Annotated in this window: 19 protein-coding genes; 13 read left to right on the top strand and 6 right to left on the bottom strand. The window is 68.4% G+C overall.

The window, feature by feature from the left end:
* Positions 1-9 precede the first annotated feature (9 nt).
* Complete coding sequence (gene tsaB, locus CYFUS_RS14385; RefSeq protein WP_095985744.1) at positions 10-744, top strand: tRNA (adenosine(37)-N6)-threonylcarbamoyltransferase complex dimerization subunit type 1 TsaB; 735 nt, start codon at positions 10-12, stop codon at positions 742-744.
* Positions 745-757: 13 nt separating this feature from the next.
* Here tsaB and CYFUS_RS14390 read toward each other — a convergent pair whose 3' ends face one another.
* Entirely contained in the window at positions 758-976 is a 219-nt protein-coding gene (locus tag CYFUS_RS14390) for a hypothetical protein (RefSeq protein ID WP_095985745.1), read from the bottom strand.
* A gap of 167 nt (positions 977-1143) precedes the next feature.
* Between CYFUS_RS14390 and CYFUS_RS14395 the strand changes: the two genes are divergently transcribed.
* From CYFUS_RS14395 to CYFUS_RS14425, 7 genes are all read left to right on the top strand, one after another.
* Positions 1144-2172: an aspartate-semialdehyde dehydrogenase gene (locus CYFUS_RS14395; protein WP_095985746.1), complete on the top strand. Its 1029-nt coding sequence runs from the start codon at positions 1144-1146 to the stop codon at positions 2170-2172.
* A 128-nt stretch (positions 2173-2300) separates the two neighbouring features.
* Positions 2301-3188: an MXAN_2561 family MXYO-CTERM-anchored protein gene (locus CYFUS_RS14400; RefSeq protein ID WP_157758447.1), complete on the top strand. Its 888-nt coding sequence runs from the start codon at positions 2301-2303 to the stop codon at positions 3186-3188.
* On the top strand, positions 3173-3928 hold the full coding sequence (locus CYFUS_RS14405; RefSeq protein WP_095985748.1) for an MXAN_2562 family outer membrane beta-barrel protein: 756 nt from the start codon (positions 3173-3175) through the stop codon (positions 3926-3928). The genes CYFUS_RS14400 and CYFUS_RS14405 overlap by 16 nt, the downstream gene beginning before the upstream one ends.
* A gap of 7 nt (positions 3929-3935) precedes the next feature.
* Positions 3936-5768 (top strand): PKD domain-containing protein, encoded by a 1833-nt coding sequence (locus tag CYFUS_RS14410; RefSeq protein ID WP_095985749.1) that lies wholly within the window; start codon positions 3936-3938, stop codon positions 5766-5768.
* 10 nt (positions 5769-5778) lie between these two features.
* A complete protein-coding gene (gene moaD, locus CYFUS_RS53910; protein WP_095985750.1) occupies positions 5779-6444 on the top strand; it encodes a molybdopterin converting factor subunit 1 in 666 nt (221 codons plus the stop codon).
* A 66-nt stretch (positions 6445-6510) separates the two neighbouring features.
* On the top strand, positions 6511-7638 hold the full coding sequence (locus CYFUS_RS14420; RefSeq protein ID WP_095985751.1) for an AAA family ATPase: 1128 nt from the start codon (positions 6511-6513) through the stop codon (positions 7636-7638).
* Complete coding sequence (locus CYFUS_RS14425) at positions 7635-8522, top strand: hypothetical protein (protein WP_095985752.1); 888 nt, start codon at positions 7635-7637, stop codon at positions 8520-8522. The genes CYFUS_RS14420 and CYFUS_RS14425 overlap by 4 nt, the downstream gene beginning before the upstream one ends.
* 36 nt (positions 8523-8558) lie before the next feature.
* Here the strand turns inward: CYFUS_RS14425 and CYFUS_RS14430 are convergent, their stop codons facing one another.
* The gene (locus CYFUS_RS14430; RefSeq protein WP_232537554.1) at positions 8559-9206 is read right to left on the bottom strand and encodes a hypothetical protein; all 648 of its coding nucleotides are present in this window, start codon (positions 9204-9206) and stop codon (positions 8559-8561) included.
* A gap of 378 nt (positions 9207-9584) precedes the next feature.
* On the opposite strand from CYFUS_RS14430, the gene CYFUS_RS14435 reads away from it, so the two are divergent.
* Complete coding sequence (locus CYFUS_RS14435; protein ID WP_095985754.1) at positions 9585-10643, top strand: terpene synthase family protein; 1059 nt, start codon at positions 9585-9587, stop codon at positions 10641-10643.
* Here CYFUS_RS14435 and CYFUS_RS14440 read toward each other — a convergent pair.
* From CYFUS_RS14440 to CYFUS_RS14450, 3 genes are all read right to left on the bottom strand, one after another.
* The gene (locus tag CYFUS_RS14440) at positions 10635-12299 is read right to left on the bottom strand and encodes an ATP-binding protein (RefSeq protein WP_095985755.1); all 1665 of its coding nucleotides are present in this window, start codon (positions 12297-12299) and stop codon (positions 10635-10637) included. The genes CYFUS_RS14435 and CYFUS_RS14440 overlap by 9 nt on opposite strands.
* Positions 12300-12478: 179 nt before the next feature.
* Positions 12479-13705, bottom strand: coding sequence for a M50 family metallopeptidase (locus CYFUS_RS14445; protein WP_095985756.1), 1227 nt, complete (start codon positions 13703-13705; stop codon positions 12479-12481).
* A 9-nt stretch (positions 13706-13714) separates the two neighbouring features.
* Positions 13715-14137: an NUDIX domain-containing protein gene (locus CYFUS_RS14450; protein WP_095985757.1), complete on the bottom strand. Its 423-nt coding sequence runs from the start codon at positions 14135-14137 to the stop codon at positions 13715-13717.
* Here CYFUS_RS14450 and CYFUS_RS14455 point away from each other — a divergent pair.
* The 4 genes from CYFUS_RS14455 to CYFUS_RS14475 all read left to right on the top strand — a co-directional run bounded on the left by CYFUS_RS14455 (position 14136) and on the right by CYFUS_RS14475 (position 18449).
* Positions 14136-14705, top strand: coding sequence for a hypothetical protein (locus CYFUS_RS14455; RefSeq protein ID WP_157758448.1), 570 nt, complete (start codon positions 14136-14138; stop codon positions 14703-14705). The genes CYFUS_RS14450 and CYFUS_RS14455 overlap by 2 nt on opposite strands.
* A 75-nt stretch (positions 14706-14780) precedes the next feature.
* Complete coding sequence (gene acs / locus CYFUS_RS14460; protein WP_095985759.1) at positions 14781-16748, top strand: acetate--CoA ligase; 1968 nt, start codon at positions 14781-14783, stop codon at positions 16746-16748.
* A gap of 84 nt (positions 16749-16832) precedes the next feature.
* Entirely contained in the window at positions 16833-17330 is a 498-nt protein-coding gene (locus tag CYFUS_RS14465) for a CinA family protein (protein ID WP_095985760.1), read from the top strand.
* 723 nt (positions 17331-18053) lie between these two features.
* Positions 18054-18449 (top strand): hypothetical protein, encoded by a 396-nt coding sequence (locus CYFUS_RS14475; RefSeq protein ID WP_095985761.1) that lies wholly within the window; start codon positions 18054-18056, stop codon positions 18447-18449.
* Positions 18450-18562: 113 nt separating this feature from the next.
* Here CYFUS_RS14475 and CYFUS_RS14480 read toward each other — a convergent pair whose 3' ends face one another.
* Entirely contained in the window at positions 18563-23944 is a 5382-nt protein-coding gene (locus CYFUS_RS14480; protein WP_095985762.1) for a trifunctional serine/threonine-protein kinase/ATP-binding protein/sensor histidine kinase, read from the bottom strand.
* Positions 23945-24074 lie beyond the last annotated feature (130 nt).

Below are 24074 nucleotides of genomic sequence, written 5' to 3' on the forward strand. Positions count from 1 at the left end.
GCCCTCCCCATGTTCCTCGCGCTCGACTCTTCCACCCTCACGTTGTCCCTGGCCCTGGTGGAGCGGGAGGGCGAGGCGCTTCGCGTCCTCGAACACCTGGTGGTGGCGCCGCCGCGCAAGCAGAGCGAGGCGCTCCCCGGTGTCGTGGGGGAAGTGCTCGCCCGTCATGGGGTGACGCTCGGCGCGCTGGAGGGGCTGGTGATTGGCCTCGGGCCGGGCTCCTTCACGGGGCTGCGCATTGGCCTGTCGTGCGTGAAGGGGCTCGCGTACGCGGCGCGGCTCAAGGTGGCCGGGGCCTCGTCGCTGGCGGCCGTGGCGCTGGAGGGGCCCGAGGGGCCGCCGCTCTTCGCCCTCGCGGTGGCGCGCAAGGACGACCTCTACCTGGGGCCCTACCGGCGCACGGGCCTGGGCGTGGAGGCCCTGGGCCCCGAGGAGGCCATGAGTCCCGAGGAGGTCGCCCAGCGCATGGCCGCCGAGCCCGAGGCGCTCGCCCTGGGACCCGCGCTGCCCGAGTACCGCGCGGCCCTGGAGCGCCTGGGCGTGGCCCCGTCGCGGCTGCTCGATGCGCCCACGTTCCCCTCGGCGGTGGCGCTCGCGCACCTGGCGCGGCTGCCCGAGGCGCAGTCGCTGGAGGCGCTCTTCGCGCTGGAGCCGCACTACGTCCGTGCCTCCGCGCCCGAGCTCAACCCCAAGTTCCCTCCGCTGCCCGGACCCGCGCCCACCGCGCGCCTCAAGGAAGACTGACTCGGCGACGGACTCAGGGGCCGGCGACGCCGAAGGCATCGTCGGGCATGAAGCTCAGGGTGATGCGCGCGCCGCCTCCGCCGATGGCTTGCGTGGCGTCCGGCCCGAAGTCGTAGGCGCGCAGGGACAGGGGCAGCTCCAGCCCCAGCGCCAGATGCCGGGACAGCCGGACGCGCCCGTCGAAGGTGACGTAGGTGATGGACTCGAAGCCGCCCCGGGGCTCGGCGTACACGCCAGGCCCCCGTACTGCCCGCCCAGGAGCAGTCCCCGGACGTCCCCTCCATGAGTCGACGTTTGCCGGAAGCCCTCGGCGCCCGCGGGGAGAGCGGGGTGACATCCGGTGGGGGGGAGGCGAGAAGCGGGACCCACCGGGCCGGGGCTTGGGGTAAAGGGGGCGCCATGAACGAGAACCTGCGAATCGCCGTGGTGGGCGCCACGGGCGTGGTGGGCCGGGAGGTGGTCTCCACGCTCTTCGACCGGGAGGTATCCGCCGAGCAGCTCACCCTGCTGGCCTCGGAGCGCTCCGCGGGCGAGGAGCTGGACTACGGCGAGGAGACGCTCGAGGTGGAGAAGGTCTCGGCCGAGTCCTTCCGGGGAATGGGGCTGGTGCTCCTGGCCACTCCGGCGGAGGCCTCGCGCTCGCTCGCGCACCAGGCGCAGGCGGCGGGGGCGTGGGTGGTGGACGTGAGCTCCGCCTTCCGGGCCGACGGCGCCGTGCCGCTGGTGCTCCCCGGCTTCAACTCCGAGCTGCTGGAGGCGAACTTCAAGGGTCGCCTGGTGGCGTTGCCCTCGGCGGTGACGACCGCGCTGGCGTGCATCCTCGAGCCGCTGCGTCAGGCGTTCGGCGTGGCCCAGGTGCAGGTGACGGCGATGATGGGGGCGTCCTCGGCGGGCAACGCGGGCGTGCGCGAGCTGGAGCAGCAGACGGCGGCGCTCCTGTCCGGGCGAGACCCCGAGGCGCACACCTTCCCCCAGCGCGTGGGCTTCAACCTGGTGCCCCAGGTGCGCCCCTTCCTCGCCAACTCGCCGTGGACGGAGGAGGAGGCGGGCTGGACGCTGGAGTGCGCGCGCCTCTTCGCGCCCCGGGGCGAGGTGCCCGTGGTGGCCGGCACCGCCGTGCAGGTGCCCACCTTCCACGGCCATGGCCTCAGCCTCCAGGTGCGCTTGAAGAAGCCCGCGCCGGTGGAGCAGGCCCGCGCCGCGCTCAAGGGCTCGCCCGCCCTCAAGGTGCTCGACTCCCCCGGGGAGAAGATCTACCCCATGCCCAGCCTCGTCACCGCGGACCCCACCGTCCATGTGGGCCGCCTGCGCTCCTTCCCCCAGGCCCCCGAGTGGCTCACCCTCTTCGCCACCGTGGACAACGCCGGCCGGGGCGCCGCCCTCAACCTCGTGGAGGCCGGTCTGCGGCTCGCCACGCGCCCCTCCTGACAATTTGGCAATGTCCTTTCGGCCCTCCCTGCCCATTTGACGGCGGGTGGGGGGGCCCGCTCCGGGCGCCGGAGGGGGCGGGGGCCGGATTCCTCCTGGCCCCTGGCTTGCTAGCCTCCTTCGCACCCATGCGTACCTTCCTCCTCACGACCGCGTTGCTTCTGTCCTCCGCGGCTTCGGCTCAGGTGAAGTTCACGTTCGGCACCGCCAACAACGAGACGTTGAGCTTTGGCAAGGCCGACTGCTCGAATCCCGTGACCGTCACCTGGACGCGGACCATCCAGCCCTGCGACAGGCTCACCCTGTGGATCACCACGACGGGCTCGTGCCAGGGCGCAGCGGCCGACACCTCGAAGGGAGATGTCGCGCTGGACGAGATCTCCCTGTCGACCTTTCAGGCCGCGACCCAGGGCACCTTCAATCTCGATCGCTCGCGGCTGCCCTTCGTCACGTCGGATGGCGGGGCGGCATGTGGCAGCCTCAATGAGGAGAAGACGTTCTCGCTGTGCGGAGCCACCAAACAGACCGACAACTTCTATGGCTGCAACTCCACGGTGGTGAACGCCACGGCGGCCCGGATCACCTACGATGGCAAGCCGCCCTCCGCGCCCACGCTCTCCGCGACGAGCGGCATGGACGGCGCCGCGAGCATCACCGTGAATGCCCCGTCGGATGCCACGCGCGGGGTGGTGAGGATCCTGCTCAACGGAGAGGAGTTCCGGAAGGTCGAGTGGTCGCTGGGAAAGGGGGCCCTCCTGGTGGAGAACCTGGAGAATGACGTCACCTACGAGGCCGACGCCACCGTCTTCGACGCCGCGGGCAACGAGAGCGAGCGGAGCTCGCCCGTGCAGGTCATCCCCACCAAGACGTATGGCTTCATGGAGCACTACGGCGATTCGGGTGGGCAGGAGGTGGGCTGTGGGGCGGTGGGGGGTGGGGTCGCGGGTGGCGCGATGCTGGCCGTTCTGGGTTTCTGGTTGTTCTCAAGGAGAAATCGTTCATGGCTCGAGCAGTAGCCTTCGGTGTCGCGGTGCTCCTCGCCGCGCTCCCCGGCCAGGCCCAGGTGTATTCCGACGCGCCCACCCAGTCGCCTCGTGGGGGATCCGTGGAGTTGCGGCTCGGCAGCTACCGCCCGCAGATCGACGGGGAGGAGGGGGTGAGCGGCGGTCCCTTCACGGATATCTATGGTGAGGGGCGCTGGTGGCTCTTCGAATTGGAGTTGCAACGCTTCTTCTACCAGGGCATCGGCACGGCGGGGCTGAGCCTGTCGGTGGGCTACGCGGAGAAGTTCGGCTACGCCCTGACCAAGGACAAACAAACTCCGAGCTCGGAGCGGACGAGCTTCCACGTGGTGCCCCTGCACCTGCGGGGCGTCTACCGGTTCGACTATCCGGCGTTCCAGTGGGGCTTCCCGTTGATTCCCTACGTCAAGCCAGGGCTCGTCTTCGTCCCGTGGTGGGCCACCAAGGGCGGCAAGCTCGACGAGGCGCCCGCGACGGAGGGGTCGGAGGGGAGCGAGGGAACGCCCGCGCGCAAGGGCCGCGGTGTCCGGTTTGGCTGGGAAGTGGCCGTCGGTCTGTCCTTCATGCTCGACGTGCTGGAGCCGCGCTTCGCGCGCGACTTCGACTCGGACCTGGGCATCAACCACAGCTATATCTTCGCTGAGTACACGTACTCGAAAGTGAACAGCTTTGGTCAGCCGGGTTTGAACTTGTCGGACTCCTACTGGATGTTCGGTCTGGCACTGGATTACTAGGCCCTACATGACACTCCCTCCGTGCTCCTCCGTTCGGGCCCTGATGGCGGTTCTCGTGGTGGCCGTGGCACTGTCGGGTCCTGGTTGCCGCAGGGTGGTGAAGCCCGAGGCCGGAGGAGATCGCACGGTGGAGGCCGGAGTGCCGGTGGACTTCGGCGCCGGGGGTCAGGATGCCCCCGTGGTGTCCTGGGACTTCGGTGACGGCTCTCCGGTCCAGTCCGGCACGCGGGTGGTCCACGCCTTCGAGCGTCCGGGCACCTACGCGGTGCGGGCGCTGGACAGGGACGCGGTGCTGGCGAGCGCCACGCTGACGGTGGTGCCCCGGCCCGTGTTGCGCGCCATCCCGGATGACGCGGAGGTGGCCATCTTCTTTCCCCAACTGCGCGGCAACGTGGATCCGTTGATGGGCTTCATGTCGCAGCTGGTGGGCGAGTCCCAGGTGTTGCAGACGCTGGACTCGGTTCCCCTGCTGGCGCTGGTGCTGCGCGACGTGACGGGGGGGCAGGCGCGCATCGTGGATCCGGACGAGGGCCTGGGCTTCTTCTCCCTGCCGCGCTTCGAGGGCTCCGTGGTGCTGCTGGGCGTGACGGACACCCAGGCCGCGGTGGACGCGGTGGTGAAGGAGGTGCAGTCGCGGGGCGCCCGGGTGATGAGGCGCGAGCCCCAGGGCACCGTCTTCCTGCGGCGGGACAATGGCATGTCGATGGTCGTTTTTCCGGATCGCGGCTACCTGTACGTCGTGGTGCCGGACGCGCCGGAGTCGGAGTCCGAGCAGGAGGAGGGCACGCCGCAGCAGGTGCTGGCGGAGGTGGGCGATGACGGCCTCGCGGCGGTGGAGGAGGTGCGCGCGCACATCCAGGGCGCGAGTGGCTCGGGGCTCTCCGAGCAGCCGCTGCTCACGTCGCTGCGCGCGAAGGTGGGCGCGGGCCACGTGCACGTCTTCGCCCGTCCCGAGGGCAATGACGCCTCCGCGAGCATCCAGGGCCTGTGGGCGGCGCTGACGTTCCAGGATACCCGGGCGGACCTGGAGGGCTGGGTGGTGTCGGACAAGTCGCTCTTCCAGGGGGGGACGGCGCCGGGCTCGGAGCTGCTGGCCCGGGCGCCCCTGGGGCCCATCGCCGCGCTGACGGTGTCCCTGCCTCCCGAGACGCTGGCGAAGCTCGTCTTCGGTGCGCCCGGCTCGGAGCGCCGCGCGCAGACCGAGCAGCGCATGGCGCGCCAGGGGCTCGACGCGGCCGGCGTGCAGGGGATGCTGGGCGCGCTGCGCGGAGACCTGTCGTTGCTGGCCTACCTGGACGCGCCGGCCTTCTACCGCAACCTGCTCAAGGGCGCCCGGGGTCCGGAGCCGCGCGGCAGCGTGTTGTTCCAGGCGGGGCTGGTGCGTTCCGAGCCGGTGCTGGAGTGGCTCACCGGGGTGCTCGAGTCGCGCGGGCAGCCCTTCGAGGTCCTCAAGGAAAAGGGCGCCACGCGCCTGCGCACGCGCGTGTTCGAGCAGCCGGTGGACGTCACCCTCACGGCGGACCGGCTGACGCTGCGCGGGGGCGAGTCGCTGGAGGCGCGCGCGCAGGGCGGGGTGGGGGAGGAGCTGCGCCAGCGCTTCGGGGCCCAGGGCTTCGAGCCGGGCCACCTGTCGGCCATGGTGGACATGGGCCGGGTGCGCTCCGAATTGGATTCACCCCGGGAGGTGCCCGGCGTGCCGCCGCAGCAGCTTCCCGTGGCGCGTGCCCTGGTGGGCACGTTGATCGATCAACTGCCGCCCATCGAGAGCCTCTTCCTCGACTTCGCGCCCGAGCAGGGGGGCGGCCGTTTCCGCATGAGCACCGTGTTGCGCTCGCGCTGAGGTTGCCGCCGTGTCCTCACTCACCATTCTCTATTTCGCCGCGGCGCGGGAGCGCGCGGGACTCGCGCGTGAGTCGCTGGAGGTGCCCGCCGGCACGCGGGTGGGGGAGGTGTTGAGCCTGCTGGCCTCGCGCCACCCCGGGCTCGCGCCGCTGCTGCCCCACCTGCGGGTGGCGGTGAACCAGGAGTTCTCCACGTCCGAGACCGAGGTGCCCCCGGGCGCCGAGGTGGCGTTGATTCCTCCCGTGGCGGGAGGCTCCGGTGGGTTGTTCCGGGTGGTGGACCGGCCGCTGCGCCTGGAGGAAGTGGTGGAGGCGGTGGCCAGCGAGGCGCTGGGGGGGCTGGTCACCTTCTCGGGGGCGGTGCGCAACCAGACGAAGGGCCGGCGCGTGGTGCGGCTGGAGTACGAGGCCTATCCGCCCATGGCGGAGAAGAAGCTGGCGGAGATTGGCGCCGAGGTGGCCGAGCGGTTCAACGGCACGCGGCTGGCGATCGTGCACCGGGTGGGAACGCTGCATCCGGGCGAGCTGGCGGTGGTGATCGCCGCCGCGGCGCCCCACCGCAAGGAGGCGTTCCTCGGGTGCGAGCACGCGATTGAGCGGCTCAAGCAGGACGTGCCCATCTGGAAGAAGGAATTCTTCGAGGATGGTGAGGTGTGGGTGGGCCTGGGGCCCTGACGGGGGCGTCGTTTGAGCCATGGTCCCCGGCGAGAAACCGTGAGTATCTTCCGCGCCGGAGGCCATATGGGGTTCGAACTCGAGGTCGATAACTACCGCGCCCTGCGCAAGATTCGCTGGAAGGCGGAGGGTGTCTGCGCGCTCGTTGGACCCAATGGTAGCGGCAAGACGACCCTGCTGAGCGTGCTGCAATTTCTGAGGCATGCGTGGATTCAGGACTTTGGAAGAGCACTGAATGCACACGGCGGTGCCCTCCTCTTTCGTCACCGGCAAGCATCCATCCATGAGCCAGTCCGGTTCGCACTCGCTGTTGGAAGCGCCCGGTGGGAGGCCGAACCCTCTACGAGCTTGCTAGGTGTTGTTTTCCCAGTGCCCGAACGCCTTATCGTCGATAAGAAAGTCGTTGCGGAACAGCGAGCGGGTGAGTCGGGTTTTCGGGTTCTCGAGGAGAACAAGAACGCCGATGGTCAAAGTTTCCTGGCCTCTGTAGCGGTGGCCAGCCCGGAGCTGAGGAGCGCGATGGAGCCTCTGGCGGTCGCTCTGTCCGCCTCGGTTCTCTACAGCTTTGATGCCTTCTGGCAACTGAAGAGGGAAGGGTCAAGAGAGGGCACGGATGTCTGGCTCAGCCAGGACGGGCGTAATGCGTTCACGGTGATGCGCAACTGGATCGCGGGGAATAGAGCGTACCGGCCCCGTTGGGAGTGGGTGCGAAGTGGCCTGCGGGAGTGCTTTCCCGACTTGTTTGATGACCTTGACTTCGCGGTCGCTGGCCAGACTGTTGCCGCCCAGTTCTATGGACCTGGAGGCGGAGATCCGACACCGATGCACCTCGCTCCGAACGGGCTCCTCATGGCGCTTCTGATACTCTGCGCGGTCGCGTCAGCGGACCATGGCATGGTCTGCATCGACGAGCCGGAGAATGGTCTTCATCCGTATGCGATACAACGGCTCATCTCGCTCATGAGGGAGCGCGCTGAGGCGCGTGGGCTGACCATTGTGCTTGCTACTCACTCGCCGACGTTGCTGAACGAGTTCAACGACCAACTGGACCACGTCTTCATCATGGAGTCGGGGCATGAGTCCCTCCCCGTGAGGCTCGACCAGCACCAGAATCCGGAGTGGCTCCGGAACTTCGCGCTCGGCGACCTCTACATGAATCAGACGATCGCCCCGCAGGTCCAGCCGAAGACATGAGCCGGGTGCAGCTCGTCGTGACCGGGGAGATGGAGCGGGTCGCGCTCGCGGCATCACTGCGCCACTCCTTCCCAGCGCATGAGCTGGACTTCCTGCCGACGCAGAAGGTGCAGGACTTCACCTCGAGCAGGTTGGGAAATCACCCGGGACGTGTACCGGGGCTGAAGACGCGCGCCCAGGAGATGGCTCAAGCGATCGTGTCGGCGTTTTCACCGGGCAGGTTCCTGAATGCCATTCCAGACCTGGTGCTGGCCGTCGACGATCTCGAACTGGTCAACGTGGACCAGCCGCACATCGTGACGACGTATCTCGCGCGAGAACTCGAACTCACGCTCAAGGACAGGAAGTTCCTGCCGGCCGACGAGACGCGCGTGCGCGAGCTCCTTCGCCGCCGCGCCTCGTTCCACCTCTTCGTGCCCATGCCCGAGGCCTACTTCTACGCGGAGTCCGCCGCACTCACTCGCGCTGGAGCCAAGGCGGCGAGCCGATTCGACGTGGCCCAGCACGATACGGAAGCCTTCGAGGTGGACGACCCCGCCTACCGTCAATGGCTCGAAAAGCGAGCGCCCAACGCGGTCGAGCCCCACCGACACCCCAAGCAGTACCTCCGGTACCTGTGCGATCCGAGCGCGAGTGCCGAGCGGGCCTATCGGGAGACCAAGGAAGGGGCGCTGGCCCTGGAAAAGCTTGCCTGGTCGGAGGTGACGGCTCGGCGGGCACGTGAGACCTACGCCCGAGCACTGCTCGAGGACTTCGCCGATGGCATCGGCGCGAACTGGCAGTCACCCGGCTCCGTCGCACCACTCACCGCCCGGCGGAGCGGAGGGCTCCTCCGGAATCTCGCGCCGGCCGTGCCGCCGACGGCAGCCGTTCTCGGCCAGTAGCCCAGAGCCGCCTCGTGGTGGAGCGCCTCGCTCATCTCAGTGGATGCCGAAGCTGCCAGGCAGCGTCCGCACGCCGGCGTCGGGCAGGGTTTCTGGGGCGAGGGGACGTGCCGGGGTGTCCACCCCGAGCCGCTTGCGCTCGGCCTGCTCCTTCTCGCGCGCGGCGGCGAGGGCGCGGGCGTTGGACTCCGCCATGTGCTCGGGCGAGTGCCCCGCGAGGATCAACCCCACCGGGATGCTGAGCAGGAGGGCGAGCAGCATCGCGAGCAGACCCAGGTCGCGCGCGCCCAGTCCACTCGCGCGCTTGCCCGCCACCGAGGGGGCGAGCAGCAGGGACAGGTCTCCCTGGGACAGGCGCACCCGGTCCTCCGCGGTGAGCTCCACCCAGGCACTGGCCCCGGAGCGGCGCAGCTCCGTGTCGGGCACCGGCTGGAAGGCCTCGCCTCGCCGGCTGCGCTCGACGCGCGAGGCGGGTGGCACGAAGACGCGGTAGCCCTCCGGGGTACGCTCGGCGATGAGGAAGGGCTCCTCCGGCAGGGTGAAGCCGTAGAGGGGCAGGGGCACCGTTTCATCCGGCGCGGCGAGCACGCGCGTCTGCTCGGGGCCGAAGTTCCAGGCCTCATTCCGGGTGGTTCCCCAATACAGCTCGCAGAACAGGCCGTCGTGGCTCGCCTTGGTCTTCATGGCGTGGGGGAGCATAGACGGCCCTTGTCTCCGTGGCTCCATTCTATCGGTGCGATTCCTCCCCGCGAGCCGTCTCCTGGTTGCCCGGGGGACGAGCCCCGTGCGCCGTGGGCTGACTGTCCGGGCGGGCGGGCCCCCGCTCATCGTCACGGGACGTGGACTCGTTCAAGATGGCCATGGACTTTCACTCTCATGTCTCATCCGGGAGGTGATTCCTCGGAGGATGGGAATCAGGCGGCTCGGCTCTGGGATGTGAGGGCGCCGTGTGCTTTCTTGTTTTTCTCCCATTTACTCGTATTCCATGATGTGCTTGTTTGCCCGGCTTGCGCCCGGGAGGGGGGACGCCTGTTTCAATCCACCAGGATGAGGAGTTGCCAGATGGCAGCGAGTGCTGCGTTCCATTTCAATGACAAGCAGATGGTCGCGAGGGTTCCGCCGGACCTGGGGACCGTCCGCCGGGAGCCCCGGTACGCGCGCGTCGACGCGCTCATCCAGACGCTGGTGGGAAGGGACGAGGCCGTCTTCGACATCCAGGTGGATGGCACGCGGCACCGGATCGCCTGGCCCATCGACTTCTCCGAATTCCGTATCATCGCGAGCACCTATCCCGTGTCCCTGGACTTGAGCAGGCGCGGGCATTTTCCGGAGCTGGAGAAGCTCCGTGCGCACATGCTCCAAGGGGATTTCGATCTGCTCACCTATTACACGTGCAGCACGGTCTCTCCGCTCTACCTCCAGAACAGTCAGGATCGGATGGACTGGTTCTTCGCCCTGGACTACTTCGTCGATGGGCCGTTGGTGCCGCCGGAGCTGCGCGAGGCGGTGGTACGCGACCTGTCGGCGTGGCTCGAGGACCGGCGCCACGTCAGCCGGCTGCCGTGGGTGAACATGATCAGCGCCCTGCTGCGCATCGTCCTGGAGGACATCGAGCGCGAGGGGCTCGACACCTCGCGCATCGTGCGGGAGATCCGCGGCTACTACGAGGGCTTCCTGCTGGAGTTCGACAAACAGGTGCCGCTCCCGCGCTACCTGGAGAACCGGGGCATGTCGATCGGCATGCGGCCGGAGCTCGAGTTCTGCTTCGCCTACCAGGGCAGGCCCCTGCCCGCGCGCGATCGGGACGCGGCCGAGCGGATGAAGCACGCCGCGGCCGACCTCGTCGCGTTGCAGAACGACGTGCTGTCCCTGCGCAAGGAGGAGGAGCAGGAGCAGGAGCACCTGCGCCTGAAGTCCTATTTCCCCATCAGCCACGAGTACGTGTCGTTCGCGAATGACTTCTACGCGGCCCGGTTCGGCGAGTTCCTGGCGATGCGTCCACGCGCCCCCGGTCCCCTGGAGGCTCTCTGGAAGATGTGCGGCCAGTGGATCTCCGGCAGTCTGCTGTGGCACCTCACCAGCCGGCGCTACGACCTGGGGCAGTTCCAGGTCCTAGCGTGAGTGCCGTTCCCGCTCGCCCGGCAGGGGCCGTTCCACGCGCTCGCGCAGGGAGCCGGCCTCGAAGGGCTTGTCGAGTCTCTCCACCGAGGCCTCCGCGAGGAAGGCCCGCGCCCGGTCGGTGAAGGCTCCGCCCGTCATGAAGATGACGCGCGGCAGGTACTCGGGCCGCCGCCGCGCGAGCGCCGCGTGCAGATCCATCCCCGTCATGTCCCCCATCATCAGGTCGCAGAACACCCGGTCGTAGTCTGGCTCCCCGCACAACAGCTCGAGCGCCTCGCGCCCGCTGTGCACCACCTTCACCTCGTGGTGGCGCCCGAGCACGCGCACCATCATCGTGCCGATGGCGGGCTCGTCGTCGACGATGAGCACGCGCCGGCGCGGCGGCGCCGGGTGCTTCACCACCGGAGGGGCTGGCTTCGGGTCCGTGGCCTCGTGGATGACGGGCAGCACGAGCTGGAAGGAGCTCCCGCGTCCGGGCTCGCTCTGGACCTTCATCTCTCCGCCCATGCCCCGGATGATGTCCAGGCTGATGGGCAGTCCCAGGCCGGTGCCCTCGCCGGGGAGCTTGGTGGTGAAGAAGGGCTCGAAGATGCGCGCCAGGACCTCCGCGCTCATTCCCTTGCCCGTGTCGCGCACCTCGAGCACCACCTGGGCGCCCTCCATCCGGGTCACCACGGTGATGGCATGGCGGATCGCGTCTCCCTCGGGGATGGCCTGGGCGGCGTTGATCAACAGGTTGAGGATCACCTGGCCCAGCTTGGACTCGTTGCCCGGCACGCGCGGCACGGGCACGACGTGGCGCACCACCCGGGCCCGATGGCGGATGTGCGGCATGGCCATGGACAGGCTGAGCTCCAGGGCCGCGCCCACGTCCACCGACTCCGGGGGCGTGTCGCTCGCGCGCGCCAGGGTCCGCAGCTCCTTCACGATGGCGCGGATGCGCTCGGCGCCCTTGCGCGCGTCATCCAGGGCTCGGGTCGTCTCGCGCAGCCGCTCGGCGGCGGGGGGCAGCTCACGTGCCAGCGTGCCGAGCTGCTCCAGGGCCACGTGCAGATTGCCGGTGACGAAGGCCAGCGGGTTGTTGATTTCGTGCCCCACGCCCGCCGCGAGCTGGCCCGCCGCCATGAGCCCGCCGGAGCGCACCAGCTTCTCCTGGGCCGCCAGCAGTTGTCTGGACTGCTCTCGCGCCAGGGCCTCCGCTTCCCGCCGGCCCGACTGTTCCCGCTCGAGCCGCGCCTCGTGCTCCCGCACGTCCCGCACGAGCGCGGTGACGTCCTGCAAGCGCACGAGGACGCCGTCCAGCAAGGGGGTGACCGTGCCGCGCAACCAGCAGTCCGCCTCCCGCAGCTCGCTCCGCGCGGCCCGCCGCGTCTCCACCACCTGGCTCAAGAGGGCGAACTGGCTCCGCAGCGCCTCGGAGGCGGCCTCGCTCAGCCTGTGCCCCACGACGAGCCCCGGACAGACGCGCTTCATGACGTCGGCGTCGTTGGAGAAGATGAGCTCGAAGTCGACGATGGCCTGGGTCTCATCCCGCACGGCGCACAGGGCCATGCAGCCCTCCGGGTTGCCCTGCTCCAGCTCCATCAGGGCGCGCAACAGCGTCGCTCTTCCCAGCGTCAGTTGCGCGTCGTCGCTCCCTTGCTTCAAGGCCCGCATCCCCTCTTCATCCCCATTCCCTCCCAACCCTGGCCCCGGGAGTCCATCAAACCGCTCCCGGGGTTTTCGCATCCGTTACCAATTCCATGACTTCGTGATTTTTCACGAAAAGGAAGACGAGCGCGAGAGCCGGTGAGCGGATGGCGTCGCGGGGAAGGCCGCCCGTTTGGAGCCAGGGCTCAGCGGGGAGCGCTCGCCGCCTCGGTCTTGGTGCAAGCGTTCGTCGGAGTGCTGGCGGCGGTGGTTCCGGAAGGCGTCGGTGGTGGGGCGGGGCAGTCGTCCACGTGGGAGGGGGTGCCGGGCCGGGTTCCCCCCGCGTTCTTCTCCCAGAGGAAGAGGGGGCTGTCACCGGGCTCGCGCGCGTCGAGGCCCTGTTGGGCACGGCCCATGCGCTGGCGGAGATCCGCGAGCGACACCGTCAGCACCACGCCCAGCAGGGCGACGAAGCCCACCGCGTGCACCAGCGTCTCCACGCGCGCGGGCACCTTGCGGCCGCTGATCGACTCGATGAGCACGAACACGATGCGTCCCCCATCCAGCGAGGGCAGGGGGAGCAGGTGGAAGAAGGCGAGGGCCATGGACAGGTTGACCATCACCCGCAGGAAGGCGCCCAGGCCGCTGCCCGCCGCCCCCGAGGACTGCTTCACCACGCCCAGCGGGTTGGCCAGGGCGATGCCCTGCGTGCCGCGCAGCAGCCGCTCCACCATGCGCGCGCCCTCGAGCACGAGGTTGCCCGTGTGCGCCAGTGCCTGCAGCAGCGCCTGGCCGGGCGCGTGCGCGCGGTACACGTACTGCTGGCTCACGCCAATGCGCCCCACGCCCCGCTCGTCCAGCCGGGGCCGCACCACCACCTCGCGCTCCTCGCCCTGACGCTCGACGCCCAGGCGCAGCTCGCGTCCGGGCCGCCGCGCGATGAGCTCCACGAAGCCACTCCAGCTCTCCAGCGGCTCGCCATCCACGCTCACCAGCCGGTCGCCGGGCAGCAACTGGGCGCGCGCCGCCTCGGAGCCGGGGGTGATGGTGCCCACCGTGAGCGGCACCACGACGTGCGTGCCGGTGGTGTAGAGCGCGAAGAGGACCCCGAGCGCGAAGAGCGCGTTGGCCAGCGGCCCACCGAGCAGCACCAGCAGCCGCTTCCAGGGGCGCTGTGCCGGGAAGCTCGTGGAGTCCGTGGGCTCCAGGCCCGGTGCGTGGGGGTTCATCCCGTGGATGCGCACGGAGCCGCCCAGCGGCACCGCGCCCAGCGCGTAGTCCGTCCCCCGCCACCGCCAGGAGAGCACGGGCGGACCGAAGCCGAGCGTGTACCGCTCCACCCTCAGGCCCAACAGCCGGGCGGCCACCAGGTGACCCAGTTCATGCAGCGCCACGAGCAGGCCGAGCGCGAGGAGCAGGGGAAGGTAGTGCATCTGGGGGGCTCAGAGCTTGCGGCGCTGGCCGGTGCGCTTGTAGGTCAGGTAGTCGGCGAGGATGGTGCCATGGTCGAAGCACAGCTCGCGGGGCAGGGCGTCCACCGGGAAGGCCTTGGCCTCGGCGGCGTCATCCGCGCCCCGGGGCTCGCCCCGGGCCCGGCCGATGAAGACGGTGGAGAGGGTGTGCCGGCGGGGATCCCGGCTCGGGTCCGAGTAGGTGAAGAACTGCTCCACCAACTCCACGTCCAGGCCCGTCTCCTCCTTCACCTCGCGCACCGCCGCCACGTCCAGGCGCTCGCCCTCGTCCACGAAGCCACCGGGCAGGGCCCAGCCCAGGGGCGGATTCTTGCGGCGGATGAGCACGACGCGCTCGCCGGCCAACTCGATGATGCAGTCCACGGTGGGCACGGGGTTCTTGTACGAGGCCATGGGGCGACATTCTAACCCCTGGCCTCCCCATTGCACCGCGCATGTGGGCTCGCGCTGCGTTAGCCTGCTCGCCGTGGCCTCGCTCCCTCTGCTCCGCTGGTTCCTTCCGTGCACCCTGGCCCTGGGGCTGGGGGGTGGCTGTACCCGCGCCAACCTCCAGAACGAGGATCGCTATGAATTCACCACCACGGAGCTCATCCGGGATGACTGTGGCCTGCTCTCCTCGGAGGAGTCGCTCTGGGACGGCGAGCTGAAGATCGACGGCGATGTCGTGCGCATGACCTCTGACTGGCGGGGCCTGCAGCTCATCGGCTTCGTGCTTCCCCGCGGCGAGTTCAACGATGACGCCTTCGTGCTCGATGGCAGCGAGTCCAGCGCGGCCATCACCCTGCGGGGCAAGCAGTGCCTCGTGGAGCAGGTGTGGATGCACCTGGAAGGCACGACGCAGTGCGCCACACGTTTCGACGGCGTGTTGAGCGTGCGCATCGAGCCGCGGGTGGAGCAGCCCGAGTGCGCCTGCCAGCTCTGGGTGAAGTACAGGGCAATTCAAGGCTCTGGGTGCCAGTAGGAAAGCTCTGCTTGAGACTCCGGACACGAGCCCTCTAGAAAGGGGGTATCCCGACACGTCACACCGGAGGAACGCATGGCTGAAACACCGCGTCCGAACCCGCAGGCTTTGGAATCCGTCCTCGTGGAGAACCGGCTCTTTCCCCCTCCGGAGGACTTCTCGCGCCGCGCGCACATCGGCAGCATGGAGGACTACCGCCGGCTGTGGGACGAGGCGGAGAAGAATCCCGAGGCGTACTGGGGCGCGCGGGCGCGCGAGGAGCTGTACTGGAAGGAGCCCTTCCAGACGGTGCTCGACTGGAAGCCGCCGCATGCGCGCTGGTTCGTCGAGGGGCGCACCAACCTCGCGTACAACTGCCTGGATCGGCACCTGCCGGCGCTCAAGGACAAGACGGCCATCCTCTTCGAGGGCGAGCCGGGAGATCGGCGCAAGGTGACGTACGGAGAGCTGTCGCGGCAGGTGAATCAGCTCGCCAACGGCCTGCGCGCGCTGGGCGTGAAGAAGGGGGACCGGGTGGGCATCTACCTGCCCATGGTGCCCGAGGCGGCGGTGGCGATGCTCGCGTGTGCGCGCGTGGGCGCGGTGCACTCGGTGGTGTTCGGCGGCTTCTCGGCCGAGGCGCTGCTCGAGCGCATGAACGACGCGGGGGCGCGGGTGCTGCTCACCGCGGATGGCGGCTGGCGCAAGGGCGCGGTGGTGCCGCTGCTGGACAACGTGCGCAAGGCGCTGCCGCAGATGAAGAACCTGGAGCACGTGGTGGTGCTCCAGCGCACCACGCAGGGGGCGCTGCGCCTGGAGGGCAAGGAGCAGTCCTGGAGCGAGCTGACCCAGAAGCAGTCGGATGTCTGCGAGCCGGAGTGGGTGGAGAGCGAGCACCCGCTGTTCATCCTCTACACCTCGGGCAGCACGGGCAAGCCCAAGGGCGTGCTGCACACGACGGGCGGCTACGCGGTGTTCGCCTCGCTGTCCTCGCGCTGGGTGTTCGACCTGAAGAAGGAGGATGTCTACTGGTGCACCGCGGACATCGGCTGGGTGACGGGCCACAGCTACGTCGTCTACGGCCCGCTGATGAATGGCGTCACCTCGGTCATCTACGAGGGAGCGCTCACGCACCCGGGCGCGGATCGCACGTGGGAGCTCATCGCCCGCGAGAAGATCTCCATCCTCTACACGGCGCCCACGGCCATCCGCGCCTTCATGCGCCTGGGGGATGACATCCCGCGCAAGCACGACATGTCCTCGCTGCGGCTGCTCGGCTCGGTGGGTGAGCCCATCAACCCGGAAGCGTGGATGTGGTACCGCGACGTGATTGGCGGCGGGCGCTGCCCGGTGGTGGACACGTGGTGGCAGACGGAGACGGGCGGCATCATGCTCTCGCCCCTGCCGGGCGCGACGCCCACCAAGCCCGGAAGTGCCACGCTGCCCCTGCCCGGCATCCACACGGAGGTGCTCGACAAGCAGGGCAAGCCGGTGGGGGCGAACCAGGGCGGCCAGCTCTTCATCACCCGGCCGTGGCCGTCGATGCTGCGCACGGTGTATGGGGATCCGCAGCGCTACGTGAACACGTACTTCAGCGAGCTGCCCGGTGTGTACTTCACCGGTGACGGCGCGCGGCGGGACGACGACGGCTACTTCTGGCTGATGGGCCGCGTGGATGACGTGGTGAACGTGGCGGGCCACCGCCTGGGCACCGCCGAGGTGGAGAGCGCGCTCGTCGCCCACAAGTCCGTGGCCGAGGCGGCGGTGGTGGGCCGTCCGGACGACTTGAAGGGCACGGCGCTGGTGGCCTTCATCACGCTCAAGAAGGGCGTGGGCCACTCGCCGGAGCTCAAGAAGGAGCTGGCCTCGCACGTGGGCAAGGAGATTGGCGCCATCGCCCGGCCGGATGAGATCCGCTTCGCGGAAGGGCTGCCCAAGACGCGCTCGGGGAAGATCATGCGTCGGCTGTTGCGTGACGTGGCCAGCGGCAAGCAGACCACGGGCGACACCACGACGCTCGAGGACCTCAACGTCCTCGCGACGCTGCGCAGCGACGAGGAGTAGCGCTTCCTCGCCTCCGGGCACCTCGTGGCCACGTCTGGCATGGCGTGGCCACGGGTGACGCCGAGACGGGGAGGAAGGACACGGATGATGAGCGAGTCCCCGGATGTATTGGCGGTGGAGGTGTCGCGGCGCTGTCGTGAGAAGGGCGTGCGGTTGGTGCTGGTGGAGGCCTGTACGGGCGGCCTCGTGTGTGCACGGCTGACGGAGGTGCCGGGCGCGTCGTCCGTGGTGGAGCGCGGTTTCATCCCGTACTCGAACGAAGCCAAGGTGGAGCAGTTGGGCGTGCCGCTGGAGTTGCTCCAGGCGCATGGCTCGGTGAGCGCGGAGGCGGTGGAGGCGCTGGCCCACGCCGCGCTGGAGCGCTCCCGCGCGGACTGGGCGGTGGCGGAGACGGGCATCGCGGGACCAACGGGAGGCACACCGCACAAGCCGGTGGGGCTGGCCTTCCTCGCGGTGATGCGCCGGGGTGGGCGGGCCGAGGTGGAGCGCCATGTCTTCACGGGAGACCGGAGCGAGGTGCGCCGTGCCATCTCGAACCGCGTGATGGCCCTGCTGCTCGCTCGGCTGGAGTCCGAATCGTGAGTTTGCCCAGGACGAGTTCCAATTGCGGCACCATGCCCAACAGCAGATGCCCTTGCCCGGGCTTGTGCAACTCATGCACGACGGAGGACTTGCCAATGCCCGAGTAGCCGCGGACCAGCACCCACTCCAGCCGGCCGCGCCCCGCCTTGCGGCCCGTTCATCGAAGGAGTAGTCGCGCCTCCTCACGGAGGAGGCACCATGCGAATCATCGTTATTGGCGCAACGGGCACCATCGGTCGGGAGGTCGTGCGGGCACTGTCCGGACGGCACGAGGTCATCGAGGTGGCCCGGAAGGGTGGATGCCTCGGGGCATCCGCATCAACGTGGTGAGCCCGCCGTGGGTGGATGGTTCGCCCCGGGTTGGGTGTCGGGAATGGGTGCCAAATGAATCGTTCCGACATCTCTCCTGCTAGGAGTTGTCTGGCAGTTTACTTCCGAGGATGTGTCAAACCAGACTTTCGCTGTTTTCAGCTAGCCGAGCGCCGCAGTTCATGCAACCCTCGGCTGAAGCTGTGCATGGGGTGGTCCACTCCACCGAGGTTGGTTGGGAGTGCAGACAGGTAACGCAATGAAGCGCCGGGGATCAAGGCAATGTATCCGTCAGGCCTGACACGATTGTTGGCGCTGCTGGCGGCCTTGGCAATTGGTGGCGCGCTCTTTCTTGTTCCCATCTAACCCTAGACTTCGCCTCCAGAGCAAGAAACCGAAAGGCTCGGCGCCGCCATGCCCTATATCCCAGACTTCGACACAGAGGCAGTCCTCCACATTCTCAACTCAATCATCCAGAAGCACCCAGAGGGATCACCGGAGAGAGACGCAATCGAGCTTGCGCAGATTGCATTGATCTACCCCCGCCACATCCGGAAAGAGGATGACTTTCGCAGGTTCTACAGGGACGTTTATGATCCCTCATTCAAGCTAAAAGTCTCCCATGAGTTTTCAACACGGGAAGAGGCGGATGAATGGCTAGCCAGCGGGAAGGCAGAGGACGCAGAGCGCGTCAGAATCGCTGGAAAGGGTTTCATGGTTGTCCGACTGCCTGGGAGGTCTACGTTCATGAGCGCACCCCTTGAAGGGGAAGAGGAGGAAACAGACGAATCAGGGGAGGGCTCCGAGTAGGCGATAGTCTGGTGAGGGCGGATGCTGGAGCCGCCAGCAGTGAGCGCTTTGGTCTTGTCCAAGCGGATCGAGTTACAGTCTCATCCACCCCATCGCTCCCTGCCCCCATCGATTCAGTATGTGGGGGCTTTTTTCATTTCAAGCCCATTCGTGCGGGTCAGCGGGTGGTGGGGCAGCTCGATGATGGCCTCGGTGAACTCGCCTTCGCGAGACTCCAGGCGCAGGCTGCCCTGGTGGGTCCCCACGATGATGTCGTGGCTGATGGACAGACCCAGTCCCGTGCCCTCTCCGGGCGGCTTGGTGGTGAAGAACGGGTCGAACACCCGGTTCAGGTGGGCCGCGGGAATGCCGGTGCCGTTGTCGCGGATGCGCACCTCGACGTGCTCGCCCAGGTTCCGGGTGGTGATGTCCAGGCGGGGCGTGAAGGTCATGCCCAGCGCGAGCTTCTTCTGGCGCAGCGCATGGCTCGCGTTGGCCACCAGGTTGATGAACACGCGGCTGAGCTCCGAGCGCACCAGCTCCACCGCGCCCAGGCTCGCGTCGTAGTTCACGTGCACTTCGGGGGTGATCTCCCGGACTCCGCTGCGCAGGCCGTGCTGCAGGAGGGTGAGACTCTCGGCGAGCACGGCGTTGAGATCCGAGGGCTCCCGCTCACTGGCGGCGGCGCGGGAGTGGAGCAACATGCCATTGATGATCTGGTTGGCACGCTGGCCGTGCTCGTGAATTTTCTGGGTGTTCTGTCGCATCGTCGCCAGCGTGCTGCTCATGTCCTCATGGATGCCTGGCTCCATCCGGTATCGCTGTGAGTCGAGGCTCGTGCTCAGGTCCTCGGTGAGCTCGCCCAGCAGCTCGCTGAAGTTGTTGATGAAGTTGAGGGGGTTCTTCAGCTCGTGCGCGATACCGGCGGTGATCGAGCCCAGTGACGCGAGCTTCTCCTGGGCCACGAGCTGCTGCTGGGTGTCACGCAGCTGGCGCAGGGTCTGGCCGAGCTCCTCGTTCTTGGTCTGGAGTTCGTGCGTGCGCTGCTCCACCTTCTGCTCGAGGGTCCGGCTGTAGTCCTCCAGCTGATCATAGAGCAGCGCGTTCTGCAGCGAGAGGGCCGCCTGGGCCAGGAGCGTGCGCAGCACCTCGAGCCGGTCGGCGGTGAACGCTCCGTCCGTCAGGTGGTTCTCCAGGTAGAGCAGGGCCACGCGCTTGCCCTGGGTGACGAGGGGGGCACACAGCACGGAGCGCGCGGCGTGCTGGACCACATAGGTGTCGGTGGTGAAGCGGCCCTCGGCCGCGGCGTTGTCGAGCACCACGCTCTCGCCCGTGCGGACCACGTAGTGGACGATGGCCGAGGACAATCGTTCATCTCCCTCGAACGGTGCGGGGAGCGGGGCGGAGGCAGGGCCCGACAGCGAGCGCTCGGCCACGATCGCCAGTCGTCCGTGCCGCTCCATGAGGAGCAGCCCGCGCTGGGCCCCCGCGTTCTCGATGGCGAACCGCATCAACGTGTCGACCAGCCGCTCGAGGACGAGCTCCCCCGAGAGGGCCTGGGCCGCCTTGAGCACCGTGGACGCGTCGAGGGCGGAGGTGCTGCCACGGCTCGAGTGGCTCGGGGCCTCGGAGCTGGAGGGGTTGGCGTCCGCCCGACGGGTGAACACCTGGGGGTAGCGCTGCTCCAGGTCGGCGACCTTGGCCTCGGCTCCCCAGCGGCGGTAGGCATTGGCCGCGTCGAGCAGGCAGTCGCGGGCGAGCCGCTCGCGCCCGAGCGAGAGGTAGAACTCCCCAGCGAGTTCGTGCGCGAGCGCCACGTCGTTGAGGTAGCGGTTCTTCAAGGCATTGGCAGCGGCCTCCTCATACAGGTGGCTGGCGGCTACCGTGTCTCCTCTCAGGCGGGCCCGCTCCGCCTCGACGAGTTGGTAGCGGTGCAGCAGGTTCATGGGCCCGTGGTCCGCCCAGTGCTTCATCTTCCTCTGGTTCTGCTCCACTTTCTCCAGAAGTCGCTCCTGCTCCTCGGGTGGCGCGGTGCGACATCGCAATAGCCATACCAGTGCGCTGTAGTAGTGGAAGATCACGAACGACACCGTGCCGAGCGACGACTGGATGTAGCTCTCCGCGTCCTCCGCCACCCGGGTCTCCGCCTGACGGAAGAAGCACTCCAGCATGAGCTTCTGGACGTAGATGAGCGACTCCATGTGGGCGTTCTGGTTCGTGCGGATCTGGGACAGCTGGTCTTCGTGGAAGACCGCTCCAACGAGCCGCGTCGGCTCCACCGCACGTCCCATGAGGTTGAGGCAGGCCTGCATCGCGATGCGGATGACCAGGGTGGCATATTTCAGCTCGTAGCGGTTGACGAGTGCCAGATTGCGCTCCTGCTCATGAAGCACCATGTCCAGAGGATCTCCCTGGTAGACGATCCTCATGCTGAGGCGCGCGGCGCCGTGTGCCATGAACTCGAACTCACCGCTCTCCTGTGCGAGCTGCGTACTCTCGAGCAGGAGTGGGTCGCTCGCTCGCCAGTGGGTCTTCCAATGCGTGAAGCCCGCGACGAGCTGGAGGAGCTTCGCCTTGTACCGCTTCGAATCCGCGTGCGTGGGGAATTGCAACACCAGCCGCCCACACCTCGTGGCGGCGTCCAGGTCCCCGAGGAACACCGCCAATGCCATTCCAATGCTGCCGAGAAAGTAGGGCATCTCGGGTGACCGGCCATGTCGCAGACATAACTGGAGCGCCTCGAGCTGGACCGCCAGGCTCAGGGTGGGTTGTGTATTGAAGAGCGGTGTGGCCAGCATCATCCCGATGCGCGAGACCGCCAGCCACTGCGGCTCGTGCGTGAGTGGCATTTCCAGCAGGTCGCGATCCGTCTTGGCCGCCAGCAGCTCGCGCATGGCCTGAACCTGTGCGAGGAGCTCCGGCATCGAGATGTTCCTGGGGAGGTTCACCCCCAGCATCTCCATGGCGCGATAGCCATGCTCCACGCTTTGCTGGGGCTCGTTGCGTATGATGGCGAAGTGGGCCAGCGTCTCGTAGACCCGGATCTTCTCGAGCGGTGTACGCGCCCGCGCCAGCAGCAGCTCGGAGATGGCCTGGCTGCGCTCGAGGCGGGCGTTGGCGAACTCCGCATCCATCGCCTCGGCGTGCAGCTCGAAGCTCAGCTCATGGTGCTTCTCCCACGCGTCCCCTGGCAGAAGGGCGATGCCCGCGGTGAAGAAGCGGAGTGCGGGCTCGAACGCCGCCGAGTTCCTGGCCTTGCGGCCCGCGAGCAGGTTGAGGCGTGCCGTCTCGTAGCGCTCCTCGGGCGAGTGTTCGATACCGAGTCCCCGGTTGAGTTGGTGGACGATGTCGAAGAGGCGGTCGTCGCGCTGCTCCTCTGGGGTGGCCGCGAGCAGCAATCGGCCGATCCGCAGGTGCAGGGCCGCGCGTTGCTCCTCGGGGATGAGCGCGTAGGCCGCCTGCTGGACGCGATCGTGCAGGAACTTGTAGGTGGTGTCCTGGCTCCCCTCCTGTTCGGTGCGCTTCCACCGCTCGTCCACGGGGAGCACCAGCCCCACTTCGATGGCTTGATGCAGCTCGGTCGCCAGTTGCGCGGTGGGGCTCTGGCGCACGATGGCGAGCGTGGCCAGGTCGAAGCGGGCGCCCAGGCACGCCGCGAGCTGGAGCACCTCCTGCGTCGAGGAGGGCAGTCGCTGGATGCTTCGGCTCATCAGCTCGACGACATTGGCGGTGATGCCCCGCTCCCGGATGGACTGGAGGTCCCATTTCCACGTGAAGCGCTTCGGATCGAAGTCGATGAGGGTTTCCTCGTAGAGGATGCGCAGCCACTGGCCGAGGAAGAACGGGTTGCCCTCCGTGCGCTCGTGGGCCAGTCGCGCCAGGGGCCGCGCTCGCTCTGGCTCGCAGTGCAGCGTGTCCCCCACGAGCTGCTCCACGTGGGCGAGCCCCAGCGGTGCGAGCGTCAGCGAGGTGAGCCGGGTTCCCTCCACGCCAGGTGCCTCCAGCATCATCCGCAGCGGGTGGGTTCCATCGACCTCGTTGTCCCGATAGGCCCCGATGATGAGCAGATGGCGGCAGTCCGGATCCGTCAGGAGCGTCTGGAGCAGATTGAGCGAGGGGCGGTCCGCCCATTGGAGGTCGTCCAGGAAGAGCACCAGGGGGTGGTTTTCGGTGGCCAGCGCCTGGGCGAAGCGTTGGAAGACGAGGTGGAAGCGCAGCTGGGTCTCGGTGGGGGGCAGGCCCGGGGTGGACGGCTGGGGGCCGACGATGCGCTCGAGATCCGGAACGACATCGAGGAGCACCTGACCACTCCCTCCGAGCGCCTGGGTGAGCCGTTGGCGCCAGTGCTCCAACCTCTCGGGTTTCTCGGTCAGCAGTTGCCGCACGATGTCCGTGAAGGCCTGGACGAGTGAGGCATAGGGGATGTCGCGCTGGAGCTGATCGAACTTGCCCGAGGCGAAGGTGCCATGCCGCCGGACCACCGGCTTGTGGAGCTCCTGGACGAGTGCGCTCTTGCCCACCCCCGAGGAGCCCGCCACCAGCAGCAGCTCGGCTCGGCCGTGCGCGGCGCGCTCGAACGTCTCCAGGAGCACGGCCACCTCGGCTTCGCGGCCGTAGAGCCTTTGGGGCAAGAGGAAGCGGTTGGAGACATCCTGGTGTCCGGGCGAGAAGTCTGGGGGCTCACCTCCGGGCGCGCCCAGATGCGCGAGGCACAGCTCCAGGTCCGCTTTGACGCCCAGGGCACTCTGGTAGCGCTCCTCGGCCGTCTTGGCCAGCAGCTTCATCACCACGTCCGAGACGGTACGCGGAATGGTCGGGTCCACCTCGTGGGGTGGTACGGGCCGCTGGGCGATGTGCAGGTGGACGAACTCCACCGCGTCCGCCGCCTGGAAGGGCACGTGGCCCAGGAGCAGCTCGTAGAGGGTGATGCCCAGCGAGTACAGGTCCGCGCGGTGGTCGACGGCGCGGTTCATCCGCCCGGTTTGCTCGGGGGAGAGGTAGCGCAGGGTGCCCTCGAGCACGTTGGGACTCTGCAGGCTGGGGTTCTCGCGCGAGATCATCGTCGAGAGCCCGAAGTCGATGAGCCACACCTCGTCGAGAGTGGGCGAGACGATGATGTTGGAGGGATTGAGATCCTTGTGGACGATGTGCCGTCCGTGGAGGGCGGCGAGCGCGGTGGCGATGCGCGCGCCGAGCCAGAGCGCTTCCTCCAGGGGCAGGCGGCGTGCGCCGAGCCGCGCACTGAGTGCCCGGGCGCCCCGATCCTCCATGACGATGGCCCAGCTGCTTTGTACCGGCTCCAGGCCGAGGATGCCCACGCCGCCGTGTCCCGAGGCCACGCGGGCGAGCTCATACTCGCGCCGCAAACGGGTCACGGCCTCGGCGCTGGGGTACTCGTCACCCAGCAGTTTGAGGATGACGGCGGCCCCATCGCTCGTCCGATAGGCACTGTAGATGCTCGAGCGCTCGCTGCGGTGCAAGAGGTGGTTCAGGGCATAACCAACGAGCGGGAACATCCTGACTCCAGGTCTGAGGACGGGGCCCGTGAGCATAGAACGAGATGGAAGCCCGATTGAGGGGGCCCTCGAGGTACGCCAGGCGCGTGAGGTGTCCGGCCCGTCACTGGGGGCCGGACACCCGGGGTGC

The organism is Cystobacter fuscus, assembly GCF_002305875.1.
Taxonomy (GTDB): domain Bacteria; phylum Myxococcota; class Myxococcia; order Myxococcales; family Myxococcaceae; genus Cystobacter; species Cystobacter fuscus_A.

What these genes read in the sequence shown, in the direction of transcription:
- CYFUS_RS14435 (WP_095985754.1), top strand. Translation starts at nt 9,585, where the DNA reads ATGGCAGCGAGTGCTGCGTTCCATTTCAATGACAAGCAGATGGTCGCG.
- CYFUS_RS14425 (WP_095985752.1), top strand. Translation starts at nt 7,635, where the DNA reads ATGAGCCGGGTGCAGCTCGTCGTGACCGGGGAGATGGAGCGGGTCGCG.
- CYFUS_RS14465 (WP_095985760.1), top strand. Translation starts at nt 16,833, where the DNA reads ATGATGAGCGAGTCCCCGGATGTATTGGCGGTGGAGGTGTCGCGGCGC.
- CYFUS_RS14395 (WP_095985746.1), top strand. Translation starts at nt 1,144, where the DNA reads ATGAACGAGAACCTGCGAATCGCCGTGGTGGGCGCCACGGGCGTGGTG.
- CYFUS_RS14400 (WP_157758447.1), top strand. Translation starts at nt 2,301, where the DNA reads ATGCGTACCTTCCTCCTCACGACCGCGTTGCTTCTGTCCTCCGCGGCT.
- CYFUS_RS14405 (WP_095985748.1), top strand. Translation starts at nt 3,173, where the DNA reads ATGGCTCGAGCAGTAGCCTTCGGTGTCGCGGTGCTCCTCGCCGCGCTC.
- CYFUS_RS14410 (WP_095985749.1), top strand. Translation starts at nt 3,936, where the DNA reads ATGACACTCCCTCCGTGCTCCTCCGTTCGGGCCCTGATGGCGGTTCTC.
- CYFUS_RS14480 (WP_095985762.1), bottom strand. Translation starts at nt 23,944, where the DNA reads ATGTTCCCGCTCGTTGGTTATGCCCTGAACCACCTCTTGCACCGCAGC.
- CYFUS_RS14445 (WP_095985756.1), bottom strand. Translation starts at nt 13,705, where the DNA reads ATGCACTACCTTCCCCTGCTCCTCGCGCTCGGCCTGCTCGTGGCGCTG.
- acs (WP_095985759.1), top strand. Translation starts at nt 14,781, where the DNA reads ATGGCTGAAACACCGCGTCCGAACCCGCAGGCTTTGGAATCCGTCCTC.
- CYFUS_RS14455 (WP_157758448.1), top strand. Translation starts at nt 14,136, where the DNA reads ATGGGGCGACATTCTAACCCCTGGCCTCCCCATTGCACCGCGCATGTG.
- CYFUS_RS14420 (WP_095985751.1), top strand. Translation starts at nt 6,511, where the DNA reads ATGGGGTTCGAACTCGAGGTCGATAACTACCGCGCCCTGCGCAAGATT.
- CYFUS_RS14430 (WP_232537554.1), bottom strand. Translation starts at nt 9,206, where the DNA reads ATGAAGACCAAGGCGAGCCACGACGGCCTGTTCTGCGAGCTGTATTGG.
- CYFUS_RS14475 (WP_095985761.1), top strand. Translation starts at nt 18,054, where the DNA reads ATGCCCTATATCCCAGACTTCGACACAGAGGCAGTCCTCCACATTCTC.
- CYFUS_RS14450 (WP_095985757.1), bottom strand. Translation starts at nt 14,137, where the DNA reads ATGGCCTCGTACAAGAACCCCGTGCCCACCGTGGACTGCATCATCGAG.
- CYFUS_RS14440 (WP_095985755.1), bottom strand. Translation starts at nt 12,299, where the DNA reads ATGCGGGCCTTGAAGCAAGGGAGCGACGACGCGCAACTGACGCTGGGA.
- tsaB (WP_095985744.1), top strand. Translation starts at nt 10, where the DNA reads ATGTTCCTCGCGCTCGACTCTTCCACCCTCACGTTGTCCCTGGCCCTG.